The sequence below is a fragment of the Aeromonas sp. MR16 genome, from assembly GCF_022549315.1.
Classification (GTDB): domain Bacteria; phylum Pseudomonadota; class Gammaproteobacteria; order Enterobacterales; family Aeromonadaceae; genus Aeromonas; species Aeromonas aquatica.
Window position 1 is genome coordinate 23,465 of record NZ_JAKZFK010000031.1, and the last position, 24,731, is coordinate 48,195.

Here is a 24,731-nt window from a genome sequence, read left to right on the forward strand (position 1 = left end):
TCACCAAAAGTCTTCTCCCCCACTTGTTCGCCCTCCTTCGTCGGGTTCCCTCGGTTCACCCGTTTGTCCCACGGCACGCGCCGATGGGCTTTGACCTCCACCATCCTTGGCGTCGGTCAAAGTCCGCTGCGGACATCCTTGTCCTTGCGCCAAACCGGGCCGAGCGTTGCTCGTCCAATTCCGGTTTGGCCCCTGGCCCAGCGGCGCTCGCTCGGCATCCTGCCTCGCGGCCTGGACAAACGGGCTCACCTCGGCGAACAACAGGGGGCCAGAACCAACCCGTAACCCCGAGGTTAGTTAACAACCGTCTGTTGTATATTTAGGGCAATGAATGGGAGAATAATTATCTCTGAATTTTCCCTTAGTCCACCTCATAGCAAAGCAATTTTGTCATATCTATACAGCAAGTCACATCAACTTGATTGCATAGGTTAAAAAGTAACGTGTGAGCACAGCAGAATGCTGCTCTCACATATACCAAGGGAAAAATAGTGAATATTCCTCCTAACTCAACCTTATATGTGAATAAAATTTTAATCACTTTAGCTTTATAATGGATTCAACTACATGAGCGATATTGTTAACAAACTTATTGAGGCTGTAGAAAAAGGTAATGTATGGGTAGCTTTAACAGTCGTAGCCGTTGCGATTATTTTTAATTTGCGAACTCTATTTAGTTTCTTTGAGGAGAGACAGAAAGCTAGAATAATAAAGCTAGAAGCCGCTATACAATGTCCTCAAATCGTAGGTTCGACTAAGTCTCATTTAGAAAATGAACTTGCTGCAGAGCATTTCAAAATAACTACCGGAATGCGATTAGAAAAAGAAATGCGAGAATCATTAATTAATCTACATAAGAAAAGCCATGGAGAGATATCGTTTGCTCACTTTAAAAGAGGGCTGCCTCATATTTTTTATAAAAACAAAAGGGTCGTCATAGAAATTAGTTTTATTGAATATGCATTATTCGTCTTCAATCTACTGTTTGGAATTGCTCTGATATTTGCAGGGTTATTTTTCATGGTATTGCCAACAGATAGATCTATTACATGGATAGAGCTATTTTCACAAATAGGACTAGGGTTTATTTTTATCACCACAGCATTATTCATGCTCACTCAAACATTTCCAATAATGTCTGCCAATCGAGTGAAAAAACTAATACAAAAAATAAATGCCATGGATTAATGCCACTTCTCTTAAAAAAACAATCAACATCTAGCTTGATAGACATAACGTTTAATAAACCCACACCAATTATTAATTTTTTGCATGTAACTTCATATAAACGTTGATCTTAACAGAAAACATTTTCATTAACCAACAACATTAACATTACTCACATTTCCAACCCACGATGAAAATAAAGGGACTTATAAATGCAATTTGATAAAGAATTACTTGGTAAGATATTAGACCCAATTCATGGTATAATCCGCTTAAGTGAATTGGAAATAAAATTCATTAATCACCCCCTATTTCAGAGGCTAAGAAATATAAAGCAGAATACTTTTTTATATAAAGTTTTTCCCTCAGCAATGCATAGTAGGTTTGAACACTCTCTCGGCGTTATGCATCTATCATATGAAATATTAAAGAATTTAAATTTAAATTCATATAGATATCAAAATAAATATAGTGATGGTAGAATTTTTAATAATATTGAGCACCTTCCTTTAAGTAATATTCGGGAACTGAGATTGGCAGCTCTATTACATGATCTTGGCCATGGTCCTATGTCTCATCAATTTGATTCATTTATGTGCAAAAAAGAGGATTTATCAGAACATCTTGGACAGGACTTTAGTGATATTTTCAAGATGATTTCCAATGGTGCCACCATTGACCATGAGCATATGTCTGCGATCTTCATAAAAATTATTTATAATAGCTTGAATGATGAATTACGCAATTCAATAGACATTGACAATGTCATAAGTATTATCGAGAGCAAATATAAAAATAATAGAATGACAGTAAATTTTGGTGATAAAAGCTTAGACATCCTTCCCCTATTTACATCTATAATATCATCCTGCCCTATTGATGCTGACCGAATGGATTATCTTCTAAGGGACAGTTATTTTTCCGGTGTGAAATGTGGTATCTATGATTACAACAGGCTCTTTATGTCTATTGTGCCTGTTATCGATAATAATCAAGTGTTTTTGGCATATAAAGAAAGTGGGATTGACTCTATTGTTGAGTTTATAAATGCCAGATCAAGTCTATTTGGGCAAGTTTATTACCACAAAACAAATAGAGCATTTTCAGCAATGTTAGGAAATGTTTGTGAAATATCAAAAGAAAGTACATCTGGAGAGACTTTGAGCCTATTTAAACTTGAGGAACCAGATGCGGCTAACCCAGAGAGTAAGTTGGAACAACTAGAGGCCTTTTATCTAGATAATTCAGATGACTTTTTTTTAAATGAACAACTGCCAAGCTTCGTTGAGGAAAGTAAATACCATGATCTTGGCAAAAAAATACTCAACGACATCATAAACAGAAACCCTTGGTCAAAAAAATACGAATCTAAAATATACCCAAAAAACTTAAAAATAACAGACCTCACAAAGAAAGAATTCGTATCAAAACTCAAATGTGATTTACTTGAATTAATTTCCAAGACTGTCCCTAAATATAAGTTCGCTATAGACATAATGACTGACAATGCATTTAAAGATATAGATAAGACAGAAATAAAACTTCTAAGGAAAAATTTACATGGAAGCTATGATATTAAAAAGCTATCCGAAAGTGGTGACAAACTCGACAAATATCAGTCAATTAAATATTTAATTAGAATATTTATATGTAAAGAATACGAAAGTTATATATCGAATGATTTAATATCAGAGATTGAAATGCTGAAGAATAATATTGCACATGAATATTTCGATTTATAGCATATAAAGACCGCAGCCCAAGGGATGCGGTTATTAATTTCTATCTGCCAAACAGTCCGCACCCAAACCAGAACGTTATTTAGCCAGTACCATGCACTTCAATTTCCTTGCGGTGGGATAGGCTGTCAATATTAAAACTGGTATCACGGGCGGCCACGGTATTGGTTCCCCCTGCAAACCGCCGAGTCGAGTTCAACGGGTCAGGAGCGCCATCAGGGATGATGGCGCAGCCGCAGCCGGCAGGGGCCAAAGCGGATCAGGGCGAGCACTGCTCGACCCCGATTTGGCGCGAGAACAGGGAGGTTATGGCGTAGGCCAAAGTGCCGTGTGCGGCGCTCCGTCCGACCCGTTGGACGAGGCGAGGGAACCCGCGAAGCGGGCGGTTTGCCGGGGGAAAAGACTTTTGGTGTTATTTGCCAAAGAGAGCGGGTCTTTCCAAAGTCACTCGCCCCAGCCCGAAGGGCGGGCGAAACCCCTTCGAGGGCAAGGCCCTCGCGTCCTGCATGGCGAAGCCATGCCAATCAGGAGAGAGGGAACGTGTCAGCCCTCCGGCAGACCACAAACAAAAACCGCAGCCCTAGGGCTGCGGTTTTTTATTGGGTCAACCTGTTGGCTCCAACAGGGCAACCGGTCTTAGGCACGGCGCCAGCTGGTTTTGCCGGCGCTGTCTTCCAGCACGATTCCCATCTCGGTGAGACGGTTGCGGGCGGCGTCGGCGGCGGCCCAGTTCTTGTCTGCACGGGCCTGGTTGCGCTGGGCGATCAGTTGCTCGATCTCGGCCACTTCTTCATCGGCGTCATTGCCCTTGAGGAAGGCGTCCGGATCCTGCTGCAGAATGCCTAGCACGGCGCCGAGTTCGCGCAGGCGGGCACCGAGGCCCGCGGCCACGGTCAGATCTTCGGCCTTCTGGCGGTTGATCTCGCGCACCAGGTCGAACAGGGCGGAGTAGGCTTCCGGGGTGTTGAAGTCGTCGTCCATGGCCTCCTTGAAGCGGGCCACCTGCTCTTCGCCACCGGCGGCGGGGGCCGCAGGCAGGTCGCGCAGGGCGGTATACATCCGCTCCAGGGCGGCGCGGGCCTGTTTCAGGTTGTCTTCCGAGTAGTTGAGCTGGCTGCGGTAGTGGCCGGACATCAGGAAGTAGCGCACGCTCTCGGCATCGTAATGAGCCAAGACGTCGCGGATGGTGAAGAAGTTGCCGAGGGACTTGGACATCTTCTCTTTGTCCACCATCACCATGCCGCTGTGCATCCAGGTGTTGACGTAGTCGCCACCGTGGGCGCAGCAGGACTGGGCGATTTCGTTCTCGTGGTGCGGGAACTGCAGATCCGAGCCGCCGCCGTGGATGTCGAAGTGGTTGCCAAGGTGCTTGGAGTTCATGGCGGAGCACTCGATGTGCCAGCCGGGGCGACCCGGGCCCCAGGGGCTGTCCCAGGTCGGCTCGCCGGGCTTGGACATCTTCCACAGCACGAAGTCGAGCGGGTTGCGCTTGGCATCCACCACGTCGACCCGGGCACCGGCCTGCAGCTGTTCCAGATCCTGACCGGACAGCTTGCCGTAGTCGGCGAAGGACTCGACGATGAACATGACGTCACCGTTATCCGCCACGTAGGCATGATCCTTGGCGATCAGGGTCTCGACCAGATCGATGATTTCATGGATGTGCTGGGTGGCGCGGGGCTCGATGTCCGGACGCACCATGCCGAGGGCATCGAAGTCGGCGTGCATGTCGCCGATCAGCCGTTCGGTCAGATCGTCACAGGTGACCCGGGTTTCGGCGGCGCGCTTGATGATCTTGTCGTCCACGTCGGTGACGTTGCGCACGTAGTTCAGCTCATAGCCGCTGTAGCGCAGGTAACGGGCCACCACGTCGAAGGCGACGAAGGTGCGACCGTGCCCGATATGACAGTGATCGTAGATGGTGACCCCACACACATACATGCCCACCTTGCCCGGGTGGATAGGTTTGAATTCTTCTTTTTGACGAGTGAGTGTGTTGTAGATCTTCAGCATCTTATGACCACTGCCTGTGAGTAAAATGGTCTGACATTCTAACCGCATCCGGTGGAGAAAACGAGGCGCAAACGCGCCGGATCTGGCGTTCACGCCATGTCAGCCCTATGCCGGGCGGCCTTGTTGGGCTAGAATTGCCACCACTTTATGCCACAACCCATGCAACAGCCGCGAGCCGGCTTCGTGCTCGCGCAACATTTGAAAGGACATATCATGGTTACTCTGCACACCAACCACGGCGACATCACCCTGACCCTGAATGCGGAAAAAGCCCCGGAAACCGTGGCCAACTTCCTGCAATACTGCCGTGACGGTCACTATGACAACACCATCTTCCACCGCGTCATCGACGGCTTCATGATCCAGGGCGGCGGTTATGCTCCCGGCTTCGAAGAGAAAGAGACTCGCGCTCCCATCAAGAACGAGGCGGCCAACGGCCTGTCCAACAAGATTGGCACCATCGCCATGGCCCGCACCTCCGAGCCGCACTCTGCCAGCGCCCAGTTCTTCATCAACGTGAACAACAACGATTTCCTCGACTTCAAGTCCCCGACCACCCAGGGCTTCGGCTACTGCGTGTTCGGCGAAGTGACCGCCGGCATGGACGTGGTCAACAAGATCAAGGGCGTCAAGACCGGTAACTCCGGCCGTATGCACCAGGATGTACCGGTTGAGAACGTCGTCATCACCAAGGTCACCCTTGCCGACTGATTGTTGTCTGCTGCGTAGCGATGAAACTGCGGCCCCGGCCGCAGTTTTTCCATCTGCGCGGGGCGCTCCTTCGCCCTTGGCCCAGAACTGGCGCCGTCTCGACTATCTGGCGCTCGGCAACGAGCGCCAGCGTTCGGCCCATGCCCTCCTCGGCGCCGGTCTGTGGGATGAGCTGCTGCTCCTCTGCCAGGATCTGGCACTGGTGAGCACGGTTGCCATCGGGCTCGACAGACCGGGCAGCGATCTCGATATCCTCTGCCAGCACAGGGATCCCGCCGCCCTGGCCGCCCTGCTTGCCCGCCAGGGCTGGCAGGCAAGCGACAAGGGGGAGCGGGTATGGTTGCTGGAGCACGAGCTGACCGGCCCCGATGACCGAGTCTGGCCCGTCGAGCTCTATGTCACTCCCTTCCCCATCCATACGCGCAACGGCTGGCGCCACCTCAGCCTGATGGCGGCCTTGCTGGAACACTTCGGCTGGGCGTTTTATCGGGCTGTGCTGCACCTTCGCCTCGAGCAAGGGCTCAAGGGAGAGGCGGCCATCTGCCAGCTGCTGGGGCTGCCCGGCGACCCTTATCAGGCGCTGTTGGCCCTGGAAAGGGTCGATCTGGAGCGGCTCATCTGGCAATCTTCTCCCCTTACCCATGTCCCCCGTTTCGAGGACAACCTCCCGATGCCCAGGATCTCATGAGCACCCTCTTTATCAGTGACATTCACCTAAGCCAGGCGAGGCCCGATATGACGGCCGCCCTGGTGCACTTTCTGGAACAGGACGCCCCGGGCGCCGATGCGCTCTATGTGCTGGGGGATTTGTTCGAATTCTGGATTGGCGATGACGATCCCAACCCGCTCCACCAGGAGGTGGCGGACGCCTTCCTCGCGCTGAGCCAGCAAGGGGTGCCCATCTACTTCATCCACGGCAACCGCGACTTCCTGCTGGGCCGGCAGTTTGCCAGGCGCGCGGGCATGACCCTGCTCGGCGATCCCTGCATCATCGAGCTCTACGGCGAGCGGGTGTTGCTCAGCCACGGCGATCTGCTCTGCACCCAGGATGTCGACTATCAGAAGTTTCGCCGCATCACCCAGCTGACATGGCTGCGCTGGCTGTTCCTGCGCCTGCCCCTCGGTCGCCGCCAGCGCATCGCCGGCAAGATGCGCGGCAAAAGCCAGATGGAGAATGCCAGCAAGCAGCAGTTCATCATGGATGTCACCCCGGCGGCGGTGGACGAGATGCTGCACCAACACGGCTGCCGGACCATCATCCACGGCCATACCCACAGACCCGCCATCCACGATTTCAAGCTGGACGGCAAACCGGCGCGGCGCATCGTACTGGGAGATTGGTTCGAGCAGGGCTCCGTCTTGATCTGCTCGCCGGCAGGACAACGGCTGGAGACCCGCACGCTCCCCTGAGCAGGGGTATCATAGGGGGCTTAGGTTCTCATATGACGATTTATGACCAACCCTGTCCCTGGACGGGATGCAATCCAATCCGCTGCGTATACTCTAAATCTCTTCACACAGCGAGGATGATGTTATGGGATTTATTACTTGGGTTGTATTGGGATTGATCGTCGGCATCTTGGCCAAATGGATCATGCCGGGCAAGGATGGTGGTGGTTTCTTCATGACGGTGATCCTGGGTGTGATCGGCGCCATGGTGGGTGGCTATGTCAGCACCCTGCTAGGCATGGGCACCATCACCGGCTTCAATCTGCCGAGTATTCTTATCGCTACCGTCGGCGCCTTGATCGTACTGTTTATCTACAACAAGGTGCGCACTTAAACGACCGACTGCCTCCCTGCTAGTACAAACTGTGTGTCCCCCGGTGGGCCAGGATCCGAAACCTTGGGTTTCGGATTTTTTATGGGCGCGCTTCCAGCCTGATGACACTGTCAGTGCCGCATCAGGCGAACGCATCCATCAGCAGATAAGTGCCGGGCTGCCGTTGATGCAGATCGATCAATGGCACCAGCCGCTGGAAATGCTCGGTGGCGCAGTGCGCATCCAGGGCCGCCCTGTCGGGCCACTCCTCCACAAACACGAAGTGCCCGGGATCTTTCTGATCGATGCACAGTTCATAAGAGAGGCACAGCGGCTCTGCCCTGGTCTTCTCCACCAGCTCCCGATACAGGGGCATGACCTCCTCGATGCGATCCCGCTTGATGAAATCCTGCGCGATGACTTTCAGCATGAATGACCTCTTGTTCAGCCTGACGACAATCCAGGAGGCCGACTCTAGCCCAGCCCGCCGCACGAAGCGAGCGCTGGTGTGCTGGCAGCCGGGCCGATTCATCATGATCAGACAGGCGATCAATGGCGCGCCCCCCAAAGGCGCACGACCTGACCCGGTTGGGCTCGCAATGTGAAGTGAAACGAAGAGAATTGGGGGGAAAGAGGTGGCAGAGCCGGTGCTCTGCCGTCATGGTCACACTGGTAAGGTACTACCCGTTACCACGACGCCAGTCACGGGGTCACGGTCAAGTCTGCGGTTGCACTGAAGTTCTGCCCATTGAGTATCCCGGTCGCGGTGATAGTGGTGGTACCCGCCCCGGCGGCGGTCGCCGCTCCTTTACTGCTGGCAGAGTTGCTGACGGTGGCGACCGCCACATCACTGCTGCTCCAGTTCAGGGCCGGGTTGTTGGTCAGGTCGAGAATGCTGCCATCAGAGAGTGTCGCGTTGGCGACAAAAACGGTGATGACGATAGGTTGCGACGCCGAGGGCGGCATGCTGGAGGCGGTCGTTGGGGTGAGGGCCAGATCGGTGACAACGGCATCCGTCACCTCCAACCGGGCGCTTGCCTCAAATACCTTGCCGTTCTCGGTCCCAGTGGCGTTGACGCTGGCTATCCCGGCCCCGACAGCGGTCGCACGACCAGTGGCATCGACGGTGACGATGCTGGCATCACTGCTGCTCCACTGAAGGATCACGTCATGGGTGGCATCTGTTATGGAGCCATCATCCAGAGTGACCTTTGCAATAAACTGCTGTTGCAATCCTGCCGGGATACGGCTCTCTGAGGGGGTGACTTGCAGATTGGTGATCTGCCTTGCGCCCGGGCCATTACCTCCCCCGCTCCCACTGGGCACGGGCACCATGGTTTCGGTGTCACAACTGCCTAGCAGCAGCGCCATTGTGCTGAGGAGCACATATCTCATATTGAGCACACTCATGATGGATTCCTTGAAGTTGGTGTTCGTTCAATTTTTCCCTGTCTGATCTGACGTCGTTGATGTTCAAGCGGGCGGTTCCTTTTGTGATAAAGCGTCAAGCGTACGTCAGCTTCTGCCGCTCTGCGCGCAAGAGACGGCGCCAAAAACGAGGCCATCCAAGGGCCATAGCCCCGCTCGGCTACTACCTTCCGATAGTCGCCTTGCCAGCCTGATCCCCCCTTTCTCGTGCGCGATCCTGACCCCGCCACCGGGGTTGCACGCTATGAGATTGATTCGATGGGATCTGGGTTGCTTGAGGCGGCGGCGAATGGTGTGGGAAAGGGCAGGCATGTATCGCAGCGATTGAGACCCCCTTTGCCATGCCAGATCTGCAACAAAAAATTGAGTATTTTTTGTTCTATCAAGCCGCATCTTCCGCCCATATTGGACTGGGTAGCCTCAGATGGATTGCCTGCGGGAAAATGGTACCTCGCCCTTGGTGGCGAGCTGCTTGCGGAGCCGAGGTGCATTGGGATCAGTCTTGCTCGGTCGCCCCTCCGGCTCGGTATCGGCAACCCGAACTCATTGGCAGTGTTTGGCCGAAGCGCCTCATACATGAGGGGGGTGTAGCTGGGCTAAACTCAGCGTTACCTTGTTCAGTTCGACCGATTTGTCCGGCCCGGCCGCTGGACAAGCAAGCAGTAGAGGACATGGTCATGAAAAGCTGGAAAATTTGCCTGATAGGAATACAACTCTTGCTGGCCGGTTGCGCCTCCAATGGGGGGACCACGCCTCCCCCGACCGGAGATGACGGAAGCAATGCTGGCGGTAAAAGCAGTGGCGGGGGCATGGGTGGTGGTGGCGGTAGTTACTTTACCAATCCGTCTGAAGCCCCCTAGTGCATCTTCGCGGTGCCCTCGACCTGAGTAAGACGAGCGCCGGCAGTGAGCCGGCGCTCACTGCCCAACCAGTCGCCGCCCCGCATATTCCGGGCGGCATCGAGGCCGGAAAGCTTGGCAAGTAGCCTTGTCACTCCCATCCCATCCCACTCCACTCCACTCCACTCACCCTATGGTGTCCCATTGTTCCCATAGAGGCGAAAACCGGGTCGACGGCTCAACCGCTGGTAGTAATCACTCACTGCCGGCAATGGCGGACGATCAAATGGCGTTTCGAACCAGCGATTGACCGACAGACCGATGGGAATGTCTGCCAGCGAGAAGCCGCTCCCCGCCACATAGGCGCCGGTAGATGCGAGCCGTTGCTCCAGGATCTGCATATGTCTGGACCACTGCACACAGCCCGCGCCGAATGCCTCAGGGTCCTGATGGTAGGGTGAACGCCTGACCAACGCCATGAAGGCGTAGCGCCAGGAACTGTTCAAGTCCGAGGCTTGCCAATCGATCCACTGATCGACCATGGCCCTCGCTCGAGCTTCGGTTGGATAAAGCGCAGCGTCGCCATAGCGCGCCGCCAGATAACGGATGATGGTGTTCGACTCCCACAGCGTGAAGTCGCCATCCTGGATCACGGGCACCATGGCGTTCGGGTTCAACGCCAGAAATTCGGCGCTCTGGGTGGATTGGAAACCGCTCCCCCACTCCTCCCGTTCGAACGGGAGACCTATCTCGGCGCAGGCCCACAACACCTTGCGCACATTGATTGACGACGCCTTGCCCAATATCCGTAACATGTCTTCGTCCTTGCATGGGAAAGAGCTGAGCTTCCATGAAGGGCAATGCGCCGGTCAAGGGAGATCTTGAAGGCCATTCCTGGCTGATGTCACAGCTGTCGCCATTGGCCAAAAACAAAAAAGGCCACTATCGCTAGTGGCCTTCATAAGTCTTTGATTTTAATGGTGCCCGAGGCCGGAATCGAACCGGCACGCCTCGAAAAGCGAGGGATTTTAAATCCCTTGTGTCTACCGATTTCACCACTCGGGCACCGCAATCGGTATCAAGTCCGCAGGGCGGGCTTGTCAATATGGAGGCACGTTCCGGAGTCGAACCGGACTAAACGGATTTGCAATCCGCTGCATAACCGCTTTGCTAACGCGCCATGCAAAAGAGAGTTGGCTCTCGATTGTCTGAATTTGGAGCGGGAAACGAGACTCGAACTCGCGACCCCGACCTTGGCAAGGTCGTGCTCTACCAACTGAGCTATTCCCGCATCGGTCTGGCTGATTGCCTGACTACGAGGACGCATTCTAGCGATGTTCCTCGCTCAGTCAACCAAAAACATTTAATACGCTGATCGTTCGGGTGTTTTTTACCCTTATCCTGCACTTTTGCCGCTCATGACTGCTTCCCTGCCCCAACGACAGGGAAACAGCGGTTTGCACTCATGCAAACTAGAAGCGAGAGTGATAGGTCAGATCGCCCCAGGCGGCCTTCATGTACTGGAACATGGACCAGAAGGTGAGCACGGTCGCCACGTAGAGCAGCACGTAGGCGAGCCACACCATCCAGATATCGTATTGCCAGATGAGGCCGGTGAGCGACACCATCTGGATCATGGTCTTCCACTTGCCGATCCAGCTGACCGCCACCGAGGAGCGCTTGCCAAGCTCGGCCATCCATTCGCGCAGGGCGGAGATGATGATCTCACGGCCAATCATGGTCATAGCAGGGATGGTGACCCAGACGGTGTTGTAGTGCTCGACGATGACCACCAGGGCTGCGGCCACCATGATCTTGTCGGCGACCGGATCGAGGAAGGCACCGAAGGCGGTGGACTGATTCAGCTTGCGGGCGAGATAGCCATCAAACCAGTCGGTCGCTGCCGCCAGGATGAAGACGATGGCAGCCGCCACATAGGACCACTGATAGGGAAGATAGAACAGGATGACGAAGACGGGGATGAGCAAAATCCGAAAAAACGTCAGCAGGTTAGGAATATTTGTCATTATTTTCAGCCACTTCTTGTATGCCGCTACATGGTAGCCCCAAGCCGATCACCGATGCAACCGGACAGGTGCCCGCCTTGGTCTATGGATCCATCAACAACCTCAGGATGCCGGTCATTATGGCATTGGCGGGCCCCCTGCGTCACGGCCCTTGTACGCCGGTGGGGTCAGTTTCCCCTCAATTGACACCGCTATCGCGCGTGCAGGGCATCGTGGATGGCGTGGGCCACGCCAGCTCCTGGCTGATGCCGGATATCACTTTTCCTGAACAGCGGGCCCTTATCCGGGCTCAGAGTGAGTGCAGGGCGTCGTGAATGGACTGGGCCAGCTCCTGGCTGATGCCGGGCACCTTGGCAAGCTCGTCCACCCCGGCCTTCTTCACCTCCTGCAGGCCGCCCAGATATTTGAGCAGGGCCTGACGACGCTTGGGGCCCACCCCGGGGATATCTTCCAGGGTACTGGTGGTACGGGCCTTGGCGCGACGGGCCCGGTGGCCTGTGATGGCAAAACGGTGAGATTCGTCACGAATGTGCTGAATAAGGTGTAAAGCGGGCATATCTGCCGGCAAGTGCAGCTCTTCGTGGCTGTCCCCCAGGATCAGGGTCTCCAGCCCCGCCTTGCGGGTCACCCCCTTGGCGATGCCCACCAGCAGCGGGTATTTGCCGCCAAGAAACTCCAGCTGACGGGCCAGGATCTCCTCGGCGCGGCGCAGCTGACCGAGGCCGCCGTCGATAAACAGCACGTCCGGCACCTTGTCCGGCTCCTGCAGCTTGCCGAAGCGGCGCTCCAGCGCCTGCTCCATGGCGGCGTAGTCATCGCCGCCGGTGATGCCGTCGATGTTGAAGCGGCGGTATTCCGACGAGAGCGGCCCCTCCCGGTTGAACACCACGCAGGAGGCGACGGTGCGCTCCCCCATGGTGTGGGAGATGTCGAAACACTCCATGCGGGCGATGGGGGCTTCGAGCTCCAGCAGCTCTTCCAGCTGAGTGAAACGGGCTGTGGTGGTGCTCTTGTGCGCGAGGCGAGAGCGCAGCGCCGTCTCGGCATTGATGGTCGCGAGCTTGATAAAACGCGCTCGTTCACTGCGGGTGCGGCTCTGTACCCGCACCTTGTAACCGGCGGTCTGGCTCAGGGTCTGGGCGATGACCTCTTCATCCTCCAGCGCCACGTCCAGCAGCACCTCGCTCGGGATCTGCCGTCCCCCCTGCCCCGACAGATAGAACTGCAGCAGGAAGGATTGCACCACCTCATCGAGGGGCGTATCCGCCGGCACCTTGGGGAAGTAGCTGCGCGAACCCAGCACCTTGCCCTGACGGATAAACAGCACGTGGATGCACGCCGTCCCCTGATCGAAGGCCACCCCCACCACGTCCAGCTCGTCCAGCACGTTGCCGCTCACCGACTGCTGCTCTGTGACCCGGCGCAGGGCCTGGATCTGATCCCGGTAGAGGGCCGCCTCCTCGAAGCGCAGATCGCCGCTGGCGGACTCCATCTTGCCGACCAGCTCACTGATCACCTGCTGGTTCTTGCCCGCCAGGAACAGCTTGGCCAGCTCCACCTGCTGGGCATACTCCGCCTCGCTCACCAGCCCGGCCACGCAGGGGCCGGCGCAGCGCTTGAGCTGATAGAGCAGGCAGGGGCGGCTGCGGTTAGCATAAACGGCGTCCTCGCACTGGCGCACCGGGAAGATCTTCTGCATCAGGTGCAGACTCTCGCGCACCGCACCACCGGAGGGGTAAGGACCGAAATAATCGCCTTTGATTTTTCGGGCACCACGGTGGACGCCGATGCGGGGATGGCGATGGTCTGTGATGATGATCCAGGGATAGGACTTGTCGTCTCGCAGCAGCACGTTGTAGCGCGGCTGGTACTGCTTGATGAGGTTGTGCTCGAGGATCAGCGCCTCGGTCTCGGTGTGGGTCACCGTCACCTGGATGTCGGCTATCTGGCGCACCAGGGTGCGGGTCTTGATGCTGTCCACGTTGGTGCGAAAGTAGGAGGCGAGCCGCTTCTTCAGATCCTTGGCCTTGCCCACATAGATGACGGTGCCGCCGGTGTCGTACATGCGGTAGACGCCGCTCTGGTTCGTCACGGCACTGAGGAAGGCTTTGCTGTCGAAGAGAGGTTCAGACGTCGTCATGATGATCTCCGCGATAGATATCGATATGGTTCATGACCGCACTCAGAAACGCCTTGCTGTCGAAGAGAAGTTCAGACGCCGTCATGATGATCTCCGCAACAGACATAGCTATGGTGGATCAGGGCACTCGGCAAGGCCTGGCTATCGAAAAGGGGCTCGGGAAGGGACATCGGCGACTCGGCTCAGGGCAAACGAAAATTCACGGGAGAGATCATACTGCGCCCCCTTGTTTGAAAGCAAAGGGCCTCTGAAAGCAAAACCTCCTGGCCACGGGAGCACAAAGCAAAAAGGCGGCTCGGGCCGCCTCTATTTATCCATAAGAGTCCATCACACCCGCTTACAGGGTGTCGGCATCCAGCATGCCATAGCGAATGGCCAGATGGGTCAGCTCCACATCGCCATTGATGTTGAGCTTGCTGAACAGCCGATAGCGGTAGCTGTTGACCGTCTTCGGGCTCAGGTTGAGCTGCTCGGAGATGTCGGTCACCTTCTGCCCCTTGGTGATCATCATCATGATCTGCAGCTCGCGCTCGGAGAGGGACTTGAAGGGGTTCTCGTCCGCCGAGGCAAACTGGCTGAGGGCCATCTGCTGGGCGATCTCCGGGGAGATGTAACGCTGGCCGGAGTGCACCAGCCGGATGGCGTGGATCATCTCGTCCGGGGCCGCGCCCTTGGTCAGATAACCGGCGGCGCCCGCCTGCATCACCTTGGTGGGGAACGGGTTTTCTGAATGAATGGTCAGCACTATGATGCGCACATCGGGCCGGATCCGCAGGATCTTGCGGGTCGCCTCCAGGCCGCCGATGCCCGGCATGTTCATGTCCATCAGGATCACGTCGGGGTGGTGTTGCCGGCAGAAGGTCACGGCTGTCTCGCCGCTCTGTGCCTCGCCCACCACCTTGATCCCGCGGACATCCTCCAAAATGCGTCTTATCCCTGTACGCACCAACTCATGATCATCGACCAGGAATACATTAATCACCCATACACCCCGTTTTTTATCTCGTTATATGCCAGTTAGGGTTAACACGGCGTCTTGCATCATAACCAAACTCGATGATTTGGCAAACCATGCCCTGTGAAAGTTTGAAACTGCTCATGAATACTGTTTATTATCAAATGATTATACACAGATTCAACTTTGAAGCGGTTCGTCGCCGCAGACCACCACCACAATGAAAAAAGCCCCGAATTTCCATCCAGGGCTTTTTAAGGCAGGGTAAACGGCGATTACTTGGCCGTGCCCGCCTTGGCCGCCTCCCTGGCCCGCAGATCATGCTGGAATTGATACTCCGGCTGGGTCTCGTTGAGGCGGCTGCGCAGCTCGCCGTTGTGGCCAATGGTCACGTGGCAAGAGACGCATTGGAGTTTTTCCCCTTTTTGTTGCATCTCCTGGTAATGGGCGTGCATCTGCAGTGACTTGGGGTTGGTGGCCACCGTTTTTTCCAGCAATCCCTGGTGACAGGAGAGGCAGCCCGAATCGTAGACAAACTCCTCGCGCCTATCCCGCTTACCGAGCCAGTCGATCTTGCTGGTATCGGTCAGGGTCACCTTGTAGACGTCGTTGAGACCACTGGTCGCTTTCTTCAGCAGATAGTTGAAGGTGTTGTCATGGGGCAGGTGACAATCGGCACATTCCGCCTTGAAGCCCACCCTGTTGCTACCCCCGTGAATATCATGCCGATAGGCCTCCACCATGGGTTTCATCTCGTGGCAGGAACCACAGAAGCGCTCGTCACCGGTCGCCTTGACCACCTCGGCCCCGATCAGGCTGATCCCCAGGGAGACCAGACCCAGGACGCACGCCAACAGTAGACCGAATTTCATTCGATTCATCAACAAGGCTCCTAGGGGGTGGGACCAAACCAGTCACGGGTATTGTCGTGGCAGGTCTGGCAGAGATTTTGGGACGGCTTGTGCTCGGCATGGCACTCGTAGCAATCGAGATCCAGCTTGTCGTGCAGCGAGTTGTGCGGATTGGTGTGGTTCGCATCCATGAAACGGGTGCGATTCGCCACCTTCTGCGCGCTGCCGTGACACGCCAGACAGTCCTCGGTCTTGAGCCGCTGGTACTGCTTGGGATCCTTCCCCTGGTGGCAGTTCTCACAGGTGAAGCCGAGCTTGCCATGATGCGGCTTGAGGCTATGGCTGGCCGCCGGGGAGACGGGCGTCATCGCCGTGACAGGAGCCCCCGCCTCGGCCAGGGCGCCACCGCCAAACCAGAGGCCCGCCAGCGCCATCAGGGTCAGGAATAATGGTCTCATTCCTCTGCTCCTTAAGCCCAAGGCTCTGTTTTAGCGGCATTTTCGCCAGCGATCATGCCATAGACACCGCTATCCAGGCTGCTGCAGGCGGTCAATCGGATATAACCGAAGGTACCGGCGGCGGCTTCACCGCAGACGAAGACGCCGGGAATGGGCTGTTGACTGACCACATCCAGCGCTTCGGCCCTGGGGGTGATGAGGGCGCCACCCTGGCTGTAGTTGTAACGGGGATTGAGATACATGGCGTAATAGGGCGCCTTGCCGATGGCGATGGCGCTGCCCACCACGGCTCTTGGCTTGCCAAAGGCATCCTGATCCTTGGCCATGTTGGCGTTGTATTCGGCGATGGTCGCCTCCAGCTTGTCCAGATCCATCTCGAAGCGGGCCGCCAGTTCGGTCAGGGTATCGAACTTCCAGATGGTGCCCTCGGTGCCATTTTTCGCCTCCAGCGAGAGTTGGAACCGCTGCTTGTCGTGATAACTGTCCACCCCGGTCTGGTCATAGATGAGGATCGCCTGCTGACCGGGCTTGAGCTTGCGCCGCTCGGCCAGGATCGCCAGCCCCAGACCCTGACGGTCGTTGTTGTTGTGCTCGTTGATGAAACGCTTGCAGGTCTGCGGGTTCACCAGAATGCCCCAGTTGATATCCTCGGTGGGGATGGCGAAGGCGAAGCGGAAGAGCGTCATGTGCACCGGTTTGAAGCCCGCCTGCATCATGCACTTGAGGGCGCCGCCGGTGGCGCCTGGACTGGCGGTAGAGACACAATCGTGCAGCACGCCTATCTCATCGCCGCGGAACTTGCGATCCTGATTGAAGCCACCAGAGGCCATCACCAGCGCCCGCTTCACCTTGTAGAGCTTGGTGACGCCCGTACCGTTGAAGGCGGGATCGTCGTTGCGGCCGAAGTCGGGGGTATTCAGATCGAAGAAATACTCCTCGCGCACCCGCACCCCTACCACGCGGCCGGTCGCATCCCGATAGATCTCTTCCAGCTTGACCCGCTTGCGGATCTCGATGTTGGGCAGGTGCTTGGCCATGTAGCCATGCAGGTTCTTGATGACACCGGTCCCCCCCTCTTTTGGCCATACGACCCGGGCGCGGGAGTGACCGCCGAGGTTTTTAACCCCAGTGCCGTTGCCCATGCTCTTGTCATATTCGACGCCGTGCTCGGCCATGAAATCGAAGAGCTGCAAGCTGTTTTGCGCGACGACCTTGCTGATCTCGGGATGATTAAAGCCCTTGGACTCCTTCTCCATGTCCCCATAGAGCAGCTCCCAGCTGTCATCCGTCACCCCCATCTCTTTTTGCCACCGGGAACCGACCACCGCCATGTTGAGGCCGGAGATCAGGGAGGAGCCGCCGAGACGGGACATCTTGTCGGCGATGACGATCTTCATGCCGGCCCGGGTCTCTGCTGCCTTGATGGCCGCAACGGAGCCCGCGATGCCACTGCCGACGACCAGAATGTCCATCTCCTCGTCCCAGGGCAGTTGAGTCGGGTCGATGCAGCTCTGGGTCTGACTGGCGGCCGCAGCCGCGGGCAGGGCGGCGGCGATGGACGCAAAGGCGGCTGTCTGCAGGCCCTTGGTCAAAAAATCGCGCCGGGAACGATTGGAATTCTCTTGCATGATGCACTCTCTGCTACTGAAGAAGAGCGCCATGGTCCATAATGCGCGGTCGCCGCTCCATAGTGGCTGACCGCAGATCGGCGCCAAACTTGATCTGCATCAAGGACGCGGTGACGCCTATTGGGTCTCCTTCCCCATGTCCCCCTCCAGGAGCCACGAATTCATGGGCCGCTTCATCCTCTGTGCCTCCCTGCTCTGGTTGAGCTGGCTCGGGCCGACCCCCGCCAAGGAGTGGCAGACCAACCTCAGGCCGGTGATCCGCATCGGTGTCATCGCCTTCGATCAGCCCGGCTCCGAGAAGGCCCGCTGGCAACCGACGGTGGATTACCTCAATCGACGCCTGCCGCAGTATCAGTTTCTGCTGGTGAGCGGGGACGTGCGCAGCCTCAACCAGCTCGTCGCCTCCGCCACCCTGGACTTCGTCATCAGCAATGGCCTCAAGTTTCTCGACTATCAGCGTCAGCATGATGCGGTACGCCTCCTGAGCCTGAGCCCCCTGCGGGGCTCGGCCGAGCAAGCGGTCGGCTCGACCCTCATCGGCCGCGCCGACGCGCCTCCCGTCGGCGACTGGCAGACGCTGCGACACAAGCGCATCGTCGCCACCAGCCCGGAGGCCTTCGGCGGCTTTCAGATCATGCAGGGGCTCTGGCTCAGGGCCGGGCTTCACCCCGAGGAGGCCTTCCCCAACCTGGTCTTCGCCGGCTTGCCACAGGAGGATCTGCTGCGCCACCTGGCGGAGGGGCGCGCCGAGGTGGCGATACTGCCGACCTGCATCCTGGAGCAGGCCATCGCCCAGGGCCGTTATGACGCCGATCAATTCGTCGTCATCATGCCGCAACCCCAATCCGTGCTCCCCTGCCAGAGTTCGACCCCGCTCTATCCCACCCTGAGCCTGGCCAAGATGGCCCACGTCAACGAGGGCTTCGCCCGGGATCTGGCCAAGGTGCTGCTGGAGATCCCCACCGACTCGGCCGCCGCCCGGGCCGGCCACTATCGGCACTGGACGGTGCCGGTCAAGGATGCGGCCGTCATTGCCCTGCAACAGCAGCTGGACGCCGCCAACGCGCAACCATTGGCGGTGCAGGTCTGGTATCAGTATCGCGGCTGGCTGCTGATCGCCCTGGGGGGGCTGCTGCTGCTGGGGGGCTATCACCTGAGGGTCAAGTACCTCATCCAGCTGCGCACCCGCCAGCTCAAGGAGAGCAACGCGCGGCTGACCCGGGCGCTGACCGACAATCGCCTCGCGGCCGAGCGCCTGAACCAGCAGCAGAGCCAGCTCTTCTCGGCACAGCGGGTGCTGCTGTCCGGCGAACTGGCGGCCGGGATGGCCCACGAGCTGAACCAGCCGTTGATGGCCCTCAACAACTATCTGGCGGGCTGTCGGCTGCGTCTGGCGGCAGTACCGCCGGCGCTGGCCGATGTCGAGCAAGGGCTAGACCTGGCCCTCGCCCAGGTGAGCCAGGCCAAGGGGATCATCGCCCGGCTGCGCGACTTCATGCGCAAGGGTGAGGTGCAGGATCGCCTGATCTCCCTCGACGAGTTGCTGCGCGGTACCCTGCCACTGTTCCACGACCAGTTCGTGCGCCAGCGCATCAGCCTGCACCTGCCACAGGGGGAACCCGTCCATCTGCGGATAGACCCTACCCTGATGCAGCAGGTGCTGGTCAATCTGCTCTGCAACGCCAGCGAGGCGGTGGCGCTCAACCCCGACACGCGGCCGCCATGCATCGCCATCCGCCAGCGGATAGAGGCCAATCGGGTGACCATCAGCATTCATGACAACGGCACAGGCATGACAGAGGCGCAGCGGGCCCATCTCTTCGTGCCGTTTCACACCAGCAAGAAAGAGGGGCTGGGCCTCGGCCTTGTCATCTGCAAGCGGATCATCGAATCCTATGGGGGCACCATTTGGGCGGAAGCGGTGCCGCAGGGGGCGGTGATCGCCTTCTCGCTACCGCTCCAGCCACTGGAAGAAGGAGAGCAGGAATGAAGGATAACGTCTATCTGGTCGACGATGATCCCGCCGTGCGGGCGTCGTTGGGCTGGCTGCTGGAGGCGGTGCAGATCAGGCTGCAGAGCTACGACGGGGCCCGCAGCTTCCTGGCCGAGGCCGATCTGAGCCAGCCTGGCTGCCTGATCCTCGATCTCTGCATGCCTGGGATGAGCGGTGGCGAGCTGCAGGAGGCGCTGAACCGGCTCCCGAATACCCTTGCCATCGTCTTCCTCACCGGTGAGGCGGATGTCGCCACGACGGTCAGCCTCTTCAAGCAGGGCGCCTTCGACTTGCTGGAGAAGCCGGTGGATTCGGCGGTGCTGCTGGCGGCGATCGGCCGCGCCTGCGCCCACAGCCGCGCGGCACATGAGCGTCAGCTCGCCCGCCAGGTGCTGCAGACGCGGCTCGATCTGCTGTCGCCACGGGAGCGGGAGATCATGGAACTGGTACAGGAGGGCATGCAGAACAAGCAGATAGCGGATCGGCTCTGCATCGCCCTGCGCACCGCAGAGATCCACCGCCACAACATGATGAAGAAGATGGGTTGTACGACCCCGCTGCAGTTGGTACAGCTGCTGACGGAGGCTCAGTCTCGTTATCCGGCTCGAGCGATGGATTTGGACAACCCGGCCCCTGTCTGAGCGGCAATAGAAAAACGGCGCCTCTTGGCGCCGTTTTTCTCGGATGGACACTCCGACCTCAAAGGGCCAGCAACGCACGCACCTTGTCCAGATCGCGCTGGGTATCCACCCCGACCGGGGGAGCTTCCAGCGCCTGGGCCACGTGGATCTTCTCCCCGTACCAGAGCACCCGCAGCTGCTCCAGGGCCTCGATCTGCTCGAGCTGGCTCGGCGCCCAGTCCACATAGCGCTGGATGAAACCAGCGCGATAGGCGTAGATGCCGATGTGGCGCTGGTAATGTGCCCCGATCTGCTCCTGGCTCTGGGCGAAGCGATCCCTGTCCCAGGGAATGCTGGCGCGGCTGAAGTAGAGGGCGTAGCCATCCTTGTCCGTCACCACCTTGACCGCGTTGGGGTTGAACGCCTCTTCGGCATCCACGATGGGCACGGACAGGGTGGCCATGGGCGCACTCGCGCCGGCCAGATTGTCGGCCACCTGGCGGATGATGGCGGGCGGAATGAGCGGCTCATCCCCCTGCACGTTGACAACGATGGTCTCGGCGGTGAAGCCGTAGTGACGGCACACCTCGGCGAGGCGCTCGGTGCCGGACTGATGATCGGCCGAGGTCATGCACAGCTCGACGCCGGCCTGCGCTGCAAACGGCGCCAGCGCGCTGCGCACCCGCTCGTCATCGATCGCGACTATCACCCGCTCGGCACCGGACTGCAGGGCCTTTTCCACCACGTGCTGCACCATGGGCTTGCCATGGATGTCCGCCAGCGGCTTGCCCGGCAACCGGGTAGAGGCGTAGCGGGCCGGAATGACGACGACGAAACTCATGGCTTCAGCTCTTCCAGGGGCAGATGGCGAGCCCGGTTCTCCAGCAGGACGGGGATCCCCTCCTCCAGCGGATAGGCCAGTCTGTCGAAGCGGCAGATGAGCTCCTGTGGCGCCTTGTCAGATTGCGGTTGATAGTGCAGCTTCCCCTTGCAAACCGGGCAGGCGATGATGTCGAGCAGTTTAATATCCAGTGCCAAAACGAGACTCCTTCAGCGACGCCCGACGACGATGATGTCGAGCAATGTAATAGGCATGTCCGGAGCCATAACGAGACTCCTTCGGCTGCGCCCGACGGCAACGATGTCGAGCAATGTAATATCCATGTCCGGAACCCAAAACGAGGTGCCTTTCGCGGCACCGGCCTGGCATTCGCGCCGGACAACTCGGTATTTTTATCTTAACAGGCCAATATGGCAGTCATTACACAAGGTAAATATCACACCATAAGCATAAACGACTTATCTATTTATCATCCCCAGCACGAGACACTGCCAGAGAGGCCAGCAGAGTGTCGAGCAAGGAGGTCGGCAGCTCGGCGCTGACCGGCAGATACCACCAGCTATCCGGCGCAAAGGCCCGGCACTTGACCGCATCCTTCTCCGTCATCAGCAAGGGGCGTTCACCGAAGCGGGCCAGCAGCTCGGTGCTGTCGAACGCCTGATGATCCGCGTAGCCGACGCTCTGTTGCAACTCATAGCCGAGGCTGGTCAGGGTGGCGAAGAAACGGGGGGGATGGCCTATGCCGGCCAGGGCATCCACGGCGCGGGGCAAAGGCTCGCCGACCAGCGCATCATCCCGCACCCGGCGCGGCGCATCCGCCACCAACTGCATGGGGTACTCTCCTCTGGCGGGGGTGCCGCCATTGCAGAGGATGGCATCGACCCGTTTCAAGCGGGTCATGGGCTCACGCAGGGGCCCCATGGGTAGCAGGCAGCCGTTGCCGAAGCGGCGCATGCCGTCCACCACCACCAGCTCTAGGTCCCGGGCCAGGGCATAGTGCTGCAGGCCATCGTCGGTGATGATGATGTCCACCTCACCGCTTTGCTCCAGCAGCCGCACCGCATCGCTGCGCTTGGGGGCCACCACCACCGGGCAGCCACAACGCCTGGCGATGAGCACGGGTTCATCCCCCGCCTGCGCCGTGGTACTGGCGGCGTCGAGCCGGTACGGATAGTGCGGCGCCTTGCCGCCGTAGCCGCGGCTGACCACGCCGGGGCGCAGGCCACGGGCCTGCAGCTGCTCCACCAGCCAAACCACCACAGGAGTCTTGCCGTTGCCCCCCACCGAGAGATTGCCCACCACGATCACCGGCAGGCTGGCCCGATAGCTTTTGAGCCAGCCACGGCGATAGGCGACGCGACGCGCGCCGCTGATGAGGGCAAACAACAGGGCGAAGGGGGCCAGCCACCAGCGCCAGCCGCTTCGCCCGTACCAGAGCCGTTCCAGCATCAGCCTTGCTGACTCACAGCGGGTTGGCTCGCACCAAACTGGATGGCGCGCAGCTGGGCATAGGTGCCCTGCTGGGCCATCAGGGCGGCATGGTTGCCACGCTCGACGATGTGCCCCTCGTCGATCACCAGGATCTCATCCGCCTTCTCGATGGTGGAGAGGCGGTGGGCGATGACCAGGGAGGTGCGCGCCTTGCACAGCTCATCGATGGCCGCCTGGATGTGACGCTCTGATTCGGTATCCAGCGCCGAGGTCGCCTCGTCGAGCAGCAGAACTGGGGCATCGCGCAACAGGGCACGGGCGATGGCGATGCGCTGACGCTGACCGCCGGAGAGGGAGGCCCCGTTCTCACCGACCACGGTGTCATAGCCTTGGGGCATCTTGCTGACGAACTCATCCGCATGGGCGATGCGGGCCGCCTGCTGGATCTCTTCCCGGCTGTAGCGATCCTCCGCCGCATAGGCGATGTTGTTGGCCACGGAGTCGTTGAACAGGTGCACATGCTGGGAGACCAGGGCGTACTGCTTGCGCAGCTCGCTCAAGCGATATTCGCGGATGTTGACGCCGTCCAGCAGGATCTCGCCCTGCTCGATGTCGTAGAAGCGGGTCAGCAGGCTGGCGATGGTGCTCTTGCCGGAGCCGGAGCGACCCACCAGGGCCACGGACTTGCCCGCCTCCACCTTGAAGCTGATGTTGTGCAGCGCCGGGGTGTCTTTGGTCGGGTAGGTGAAGGTGACGTTGCGGAACTCGATCTCGCCACGGGCCCGCTCCAGGGTGCGGGTACCGGTGTCTTCTTCCGGGGTGGAGTCGAGCAGACCGAACAGGCTCTGGCAGGCGGTGATGCCGCGCTGGAACTGGTTGTTCACGTCGGTCAGGCTTTTCAGCGGCTTGAGCAGCATCATCATGGAAGTGACCATGACGGTGAAGGTACCCGCGGTCAGGGTCGCCTTGACCGAGTCTATGGTCGCCACGTAGAGGAAGACCGCCAGGGCGACCGAGGCCACCATCTGGACGATAGGGCTGCCGATGGCGTCGGCCGCCACCATCTTCATGGTCTGCTGGCGCATCCGGTTGCTGACGGTGAAGAAGCGCTTGTCCTCCACCTGCTGGCCACCGAACATCAGCACCTCTTTATGCCCCTTGAGCATCTGCTCGGTGGAGGTGGTGATATCACCCACCGCCTGCTGGATGTGGCGGCTGATCTTGCGAAAACGGCGGCTGATGAGGCCAATCAGAATGCCCACCACGGGGCCCACCACCAGGAAGATCACCGACAGCTGCCAGGAGTGCCAGAACATCAGGCCGAGCAGACCGACCACGGTCGCCCCTTCCCGCACCAGGGAGACCAGGGTCGAGCTCGCGGCGGAGGAGACCTGACCGGCGTCATAGGTCACCTTGGAAAGCAGGTTGCCGGTGTTCTGGCGATCGAAGAAACTCATGGGCATGGCCATCAGGTGGCTGAACACCTGCTGCTGCAGCCGCATCACCACGTGGTTGCCGACCCAGGCCATGCAGTAGTTGGAGAGGAAGGCGGCGCAGCCGCGCAGGGCGACGATGCCGAGCACGAAGAAGGGCATCCATTTCAGCACAGTGCTGTCGTTGCCGTTCAGGCCCTGATCGATCAGCGGCTTGATGGAATAGACGAAGGTGGTATCCACGGCCGCATAGCCCAGCATGCCGATGATGCCGCCAACCAGTCCCAGCTTGCGATCCCGGACATACCCGAGCAGGCGCTTGAAGACAGGCCAGCTCTCTTGTGAGGTTTCTTGTTGCATGAAAAGCCGTTAATAAGGGAAATGACGGGGTATTCTAGCCAAAGCCGGGGCAACCACCAAGCGCCGCCACACGGATACCATGAACCCGGCGTGCCCATCAGACTAAATTTCCGCCATTTCCAGCCACCTCTGGCAAACAGATGGGAAATGACGGCTTATTCCTCTCGCCACAGCCGGGGCTGCCACCAGGCAGCCATCAGGCAGCCATCATGCGGATACCATGAACCCGACGTGCCCATCAGACTAAATTTCCGTCATGTCCAGCCACCTCGGGCAAACAGATGGGAAATGACGGCTTATTCCTCTCGCCACAGCCGGGGCTGCCACCAGGCGCC

At 58.2% G+C, this 24,731-nt stretch carries 22 protein-coding genes and 3 tRNA genes; 8 read left to right on the forward strand and 17 right to left on the reverse strand.

All coding sequences use genetic code 11. The features are described 5' to 3' along the window. Window positions 1-567 precede the first annotated feature (567 nt). Both MM194_RS18205 and MM194_RS18210 read left to right on the forward strand, forming a co-directional pair. Window positions 568-1,188 (forward strand): hypothetical protein, encoded by a 621-nt coding sequence (locus MM194_RS18205; protein WP_033131202.1) that lies wholly within the window; start codon window positions 568-570, stop codon window positions 1,186-1,188. Between the two features lie 191 nt (window positions 1,189-1,379). Next, window positions 1,380-2,909: an HD domain-containing protein gene (locus MM194_RS18210; protein ID WP_033131201.1), complete on the forward strand. Its 1,530-nt coding sequence runs from the start codon at window positions 1,380-1,382 to the stop codon at window positions 2,907-2,909. 633 nt (window positions 2,910-3,542) lie between these two features. Here the strand turns inward: MM194_RS18210 and cysS are convergent. Then, window positions 3,543-4,919, reverse strand: coding sequence for a cysteine--tRNA ligase (gene cysS / locus MM194_RS18215; protein ID WP_241344340.1), 1,377 nt, complete (start codon window positions 4,917-4,919; stop codon window positions 3,543-3,545). Window positions 4,920-5,132: 213 nt separating this feature from the next. On the opposite strand from cysS, the gene MM194_RS18220 reads away from it, so the two are divergent. The 4 genes from MM194_RS18220 (at window position 5,133) to MM194_RS18235 (ending at window position 7,413) form a co-directional block, all read left to right on the forward strand. Then, window positions 5,133-5,630, forward strand: coding sequence for a peptidylprolyl isomerase (locus MM194_RS18220; RefSeq protein ID WP_033131199.1), 498 nt, complete (start codon window positions 5,133-5,135; stop codon window positions 5,628-5,630). Continuing rightward, the gene (locus MM194_RS18225; protein WP_052101068.1) at window positions 5,620-6,318 is read left to right on the forward strand and encodes a DUF4269 domain-containing protein; all 699 of its coding nucleotides are present in this window, start codon (window positions 5,620-5,622) and stop codon (window positions 6,316-6,318) included. Before MM194_RS18220 ends, MM194_RS18225 begins: the two co-directional genes overlap by 11 nt. Next, on the forward strand, window positions 6,315-7,040 hold the full coding sequence (gene lpxH, locus MM194_RS18230; protein ID WP_033131198.1) for a UDP-2,3-diacylglucosamine diphosphatase: 726 nt from the start codon (window positions 6,315-6,317) through the stop codon (window positions 7,038-7,040). The genes MM194_RS18225 and lpxH overlap by 4 nt, the downstream gene beginning before the upstream one ends. Before the next feature lie 124 nt (window positions 7,041-7,164). Next, complete coding sequence (locus MM194_RS18235) at window positions 7,165-7,413, forward strand: GlsB/YeaQ/YmgE family stress response membrane protein (protein WP_033131197.1); 249 nt, start codon at window positions 7,165-7,167, stop codon at window positions 7,411-7,413. Between the two features lie 121 nt (window positions 7,414-7,534). Here the strand turns inward: MM194_RS18235 and MM194_RS18240 are convergent, their stop codons facing one another. From MM194_RS18240 to MM194_RS18295, 12 genes are all read right to left on the reverse strand, one after another. After that, window positions 7,535-7,822 (reverse strand): putative quinol monooxygenase, encoded by a 288-nt coding sequence (locus tag MM194_RS18240; RefSeq protein ID WP_033131196.1) that lies wholly within the window; start codon window positions 7,820-7,822, stop codon window positions 7,535-7,537. Between the two features lie 272 nt (window positions 7,823-8,094). Further along, entirely contained in the window at window positions 8,095-8,802 is a 708-nt protein-coding gene (locus MM194_RS18245; RefSeq protein ID WP_033131195.1) for an Ig-like domain-containing protein, read from the reverse strand. Window positions 8,803-9,850: 1,048 nt separating this feature from the next. Continuing rightward, window positions 9,851-10,474 (reverse strand): glutathione S-transferase, encoded by a 624-nt coding sequence (locus tag MM194_RS18250; protein WP_241344341.1) that lies wholly within the window; start codon window positions 10,472-10,474, stop codon window positions 9,851-9,853. Between the two features lie 163 nt (window positions 10,475-10,637). Beyond that, window positions 10,638-10,724, reverse strand: a tRNA-Leu gene (locus MM194_RS18255). Window positions 10,725-10,765: 41 nt separating this feature from the next. Further along, window positions 10,766-10,839, reverse strand: a tRNA-Cys gene (locus MM194_RS18260). A 35-nt stretch (window positions 10,840-10,874) separates the two neighbouring features. Beyond that, a tRNA-Gly gene (locus tag MM194_RS18265) sits at window positions 10,875-10,950 on the reverse strand. A 181-nt stretch (window positions 10,951-11,131) separates the two neighbouring features. After that, window positions 11,132-11,686 carry a CDP-diacylglycerol--glycerol-3-phosphate 3-phosphatidyltransferase gene (pgsA, locus tag MM194_RS18270; protein WP_033131193.1) on the reverse strand — a complete coding sequence of 185 codons (555 nt, stop codon included), beginning with the start codon at window positions 11,684-11,686 and terminating at the stop codon, window positions 11,132-11,134. Window positions 11,687-11,975: 289 nt separating this feature from the next. Further along, the gene (gene uvrC / locus MM194_RS18275) at window positions 11,976-13,826 is read right to left on the reverse strand and encodes an excinuclease ABC subunit UvrC (RefSeq protein WP_033131192.1); all 1,851 of its coding nucleotides are present in this window, start codon (window positions 13,824-13,826) and stop codon (window positions 11,976-11,978) included. Window positions 13,827-14,163: 337 nt separating this feature from the next. Beyond that, entirely contained in the window at window positions 14,164-14,808 is a 645-nt protein-coding gene (uvrY, locus tag MM194_RS18280) for a UvrY/SirA/GacA family response regulator transcription factor (RefSeq protein ID WP_011706579.1), read from the reverse strand. A 248-nt stretch (window positions 14,809-15,056) separates the two neighbouring features. Further along, entirely contained in the window at window positions 15,057-15,662 is a 606-nt protein-coding gene (locus tag MM194_RS18285; RefSeq protein WP_081966183.1) for a NapC/NirT family cytochrome c, read from the reverse strand. An 11-nt stretch (window positions 15,663-15,673) separates the two neighbouring features. Continuing rightward, on the reverse strand, window positions 15,674-16,090 hold the full coding sequence (locus tag MM194_RS18290; protein ID WP_033131190.1) for a cytochrome c3 family protein: 417 nt from the start codon (window positions 16,088-16,090) through the stop codon (window positions 15,674-15,676). Between the two features lie 11 nt (window positions 16,091-16,101). Next, window positions 16,102-17,718, reverse strand: a complete 1,617-nt coding sequence (locus MM194_RS18295) for an FAD-binding protein (RefSeq protein WP_161785833.1) — start codon at window positions 17,716-17,718, stop codon at window positions 16,102-16,104. A 163-nt stretch (window positions 17,719-17,881) separates the two neighbouring features. Here MM194_RS18295 and MM194_RS18300 point away from each other — a divergent pair, with 163 nt between their 5' ends. Continuing rightward, entirely contained in the window at window positions 17,882-19,708 is a 1,827-nt protein-coding gene (locus MM194_RS18300) for a PhnD/SsuA/transferrin family substrate-binding protein (RefSeq protein ID WP_241344342.1), read from the forward strand. After that, the gene (locus MM194_RS18305) at window positions 19,705-20,352 is read left to right on the forward strand and encodes a response regulator (protein WP_241344343.1); all 648 of its coding nucleotides are present in this window, start codon (window positions 19,705-19,707) and stop codon (window positions 20,350-20,352) included. Before MM194_RS18300 ends, MM194_RS18305 begins: the two co-directional genes overlap by 4 nt. A 58-nt stretch (window positions 20,353-20,410) precedes the next feature. On the opposite strand, the gene kdsB is transcribed toward MM194_RS18305, so the two are convergent. From kdsB to msbA, 4 genes are all read right to left on the reverse strand, one after another. Continuing rightward, window positions 20,411-21,172, reverse strand: coding sequence for a 3-deoxy-manno-octulosonate cytidylyltransferase (kdsB, locus tag MM194_RS18310; protein WP_033131189.1), 762 nt, complete (start codon window positions 21,170-21,172; stop codon window positions 20,411-20,413). After that, the gene (locus tag MM194_RS18315) at window positions 21,169-21,369 is read right to left on the reverse strand and encodes a Trm112 family protein (RefSeq protein ID WP_033131188.1); all 201 of its coding nucleotides are present in this window, start codon (window positions 21,367-21,369) and stop codon (window positions 21,169-21,171) included. The genes kdsB and MM194_RS18315 overlap by 4 nt, the downstream gene beginning before the upstream one ends. 265 nt (window positions 21,370-21,634) lie before the next feature. Beyond that, the gene (lpxK, locus tag MM194_RS18320; RefSeq protein ID WP_241344344.1) at window positions 21,635-22,621 is read right to left on the reverse strand and encodes a tetraacyldisaccharide 4'-kinase; all 987 of its coding nucleotides are present in this window, start codon (window positions 22,619-22,621) and stop codon (window positions 21,635-21,637) included. Then, on the reverse strand, window positions 22,621-24,396 hold the full coding sequence (gene msbA / locus MM194_RS18325; protein ID WP_033131186.1) for a lipid A ABC transporter ATP-binding protein/permease MsbA: 1,776 nt from the start codon (window positions 24,394-24,396) through the stop codon (window positions 22,621-22,623). The genes lpxK and msbA overlap by 1 nt, the downstream gene beginning before the upstream one ends. Window positions 24,397-24,731 lie beyond the last annotated feature (335 nt).

Bases quoted from the DNA above. Each gene is read 5' to 3' on its own strand.
- MM194_RS18205 (WP_033131202.1), top strand. From the start codon at position 568: ATGAGCGATATTGTTAACAAACTTATTGAGGCTGTAGAAAAAGGTAAT.
- MM194_RS18210 (WP_033131201.1), top strand. From the start codon at position 1,380: ATGCAATTTGATAAAGAATTACTTGGTAAGATATTAGACCCAATTCAT.
- cysS (WP_241344340.1), bottom strand. From the start codon at position 4,919: ATGCTGAAGATCTACAACACACTCACTCGTCAAAAAGAAGAATTCAAA.
- MM194_RS18220 (WP_033131199.1), top strand. From the start codon at position 5,133: ATGGTTACTCTGCACACCAACCACGGCGACATCACCCTGACCCTGAAT.
- lpxH (WP_033131198.1), top strand. From the start codon at position 6,315: ATGAGCACCCTCTTTATCAGTGACATTCACCTAAGCCAGGCGAGGCCC.
- MM194_RS18235 (WP_033131197.1), top strand. From the start codon at position 7,165: ATGGGATTTATTACTTGGGTTGTATTGGGATTGATCGTCGGCATCTTG.
- MM194_RS18240 (WP_033131196.1), bottom strand. From the start codon at position 7,822: ATGCTGAAAGTCATCGCGCAGGATTTCATCAAGCGGGATCGCATCGAG.
- MM194_RS18245 (WP_033131195.1), bottom strand. From the start codon at position 8,802: ATGAGTGTGCTCAATATGAGATATGTGCTCCTCAGCACAATGGCGCTG.
- MM194_RS18250 (WP_241344341.1), bottom strand. From the start codon at position 10,474: ATGTTACGGATATTGGGCAAGGCGTCGTCAATCAATGTGCGCAAGGTG.
- pgsA (WP_033131193.1), bottom strand. From the start codon at position 11,686: ATGACAAATATTCCTAACCTGCTGACGTTTTTTCGGATTTTGCTCATC.
- uvrC (WP_033131192.1), bottom strand. From the start codon at position 13,826: ATGACGACGTCTGAACCTCTCTTCGACAGCAAAGCCTTCCTCAGTGCC.
- MM194_RS18285 (WP_081966183.1), bottom strand. From the start codon at position 15,662: ATGAATCGAATGAAATTCGGTCTACTGTTGGCGTGCGTCCTGGGTCTG.
- MM194_RS18290 (WP_033131190.1), bottom strand. From the start codon at position 16,090: ATGAGACCATTATTCCTGACCCTGATGGCGCTGGCGGGCCTCTGGTTT.
- MM194_RS18295 (WP_161785833.1), bottom strand. From the start codon at position 17,718: ATGCAAGAGAATTCCAATCGTTCCCGGCGCGATTTTTTGACCAAGGGC.
- MM194_RS18300 (WP_241344342.1), top strand. From the start codon at position 17,882: ATGGGCCGCTTCATCCTCTGTGCCTCCCTGCTCTGGTTGAGCTGGCTC.
- MM194_RS18305 (WP_241344343.1), top strand. From the start codon at position 19,705: ATGAAGGATAACGTCTATCTGGTCGACGATGATCCCGCCGTGCGGGCG.
- kdsB (WP_033131189.1), bottom strand. From the start codon at position 21,172: ATGAGTTTCGTCGTCGTCATTCCGGCCCGCTACGCCTCTACCCGGTTG.
- lpxK (WP_241344344.1), bottom strand. From the start codon at position 22,621: ATGCTGGAACGGCTCTGGTACGGGCGAAGCGGCTGGCGCTGGTGGCTG.
- msbA (WP_033131186.1), bottom strand. From the start codon at position 24,396: ATGCAACAAGAAACCTCACAAGAGAGCTGGCCTGTCTTCAAGCGCCTG.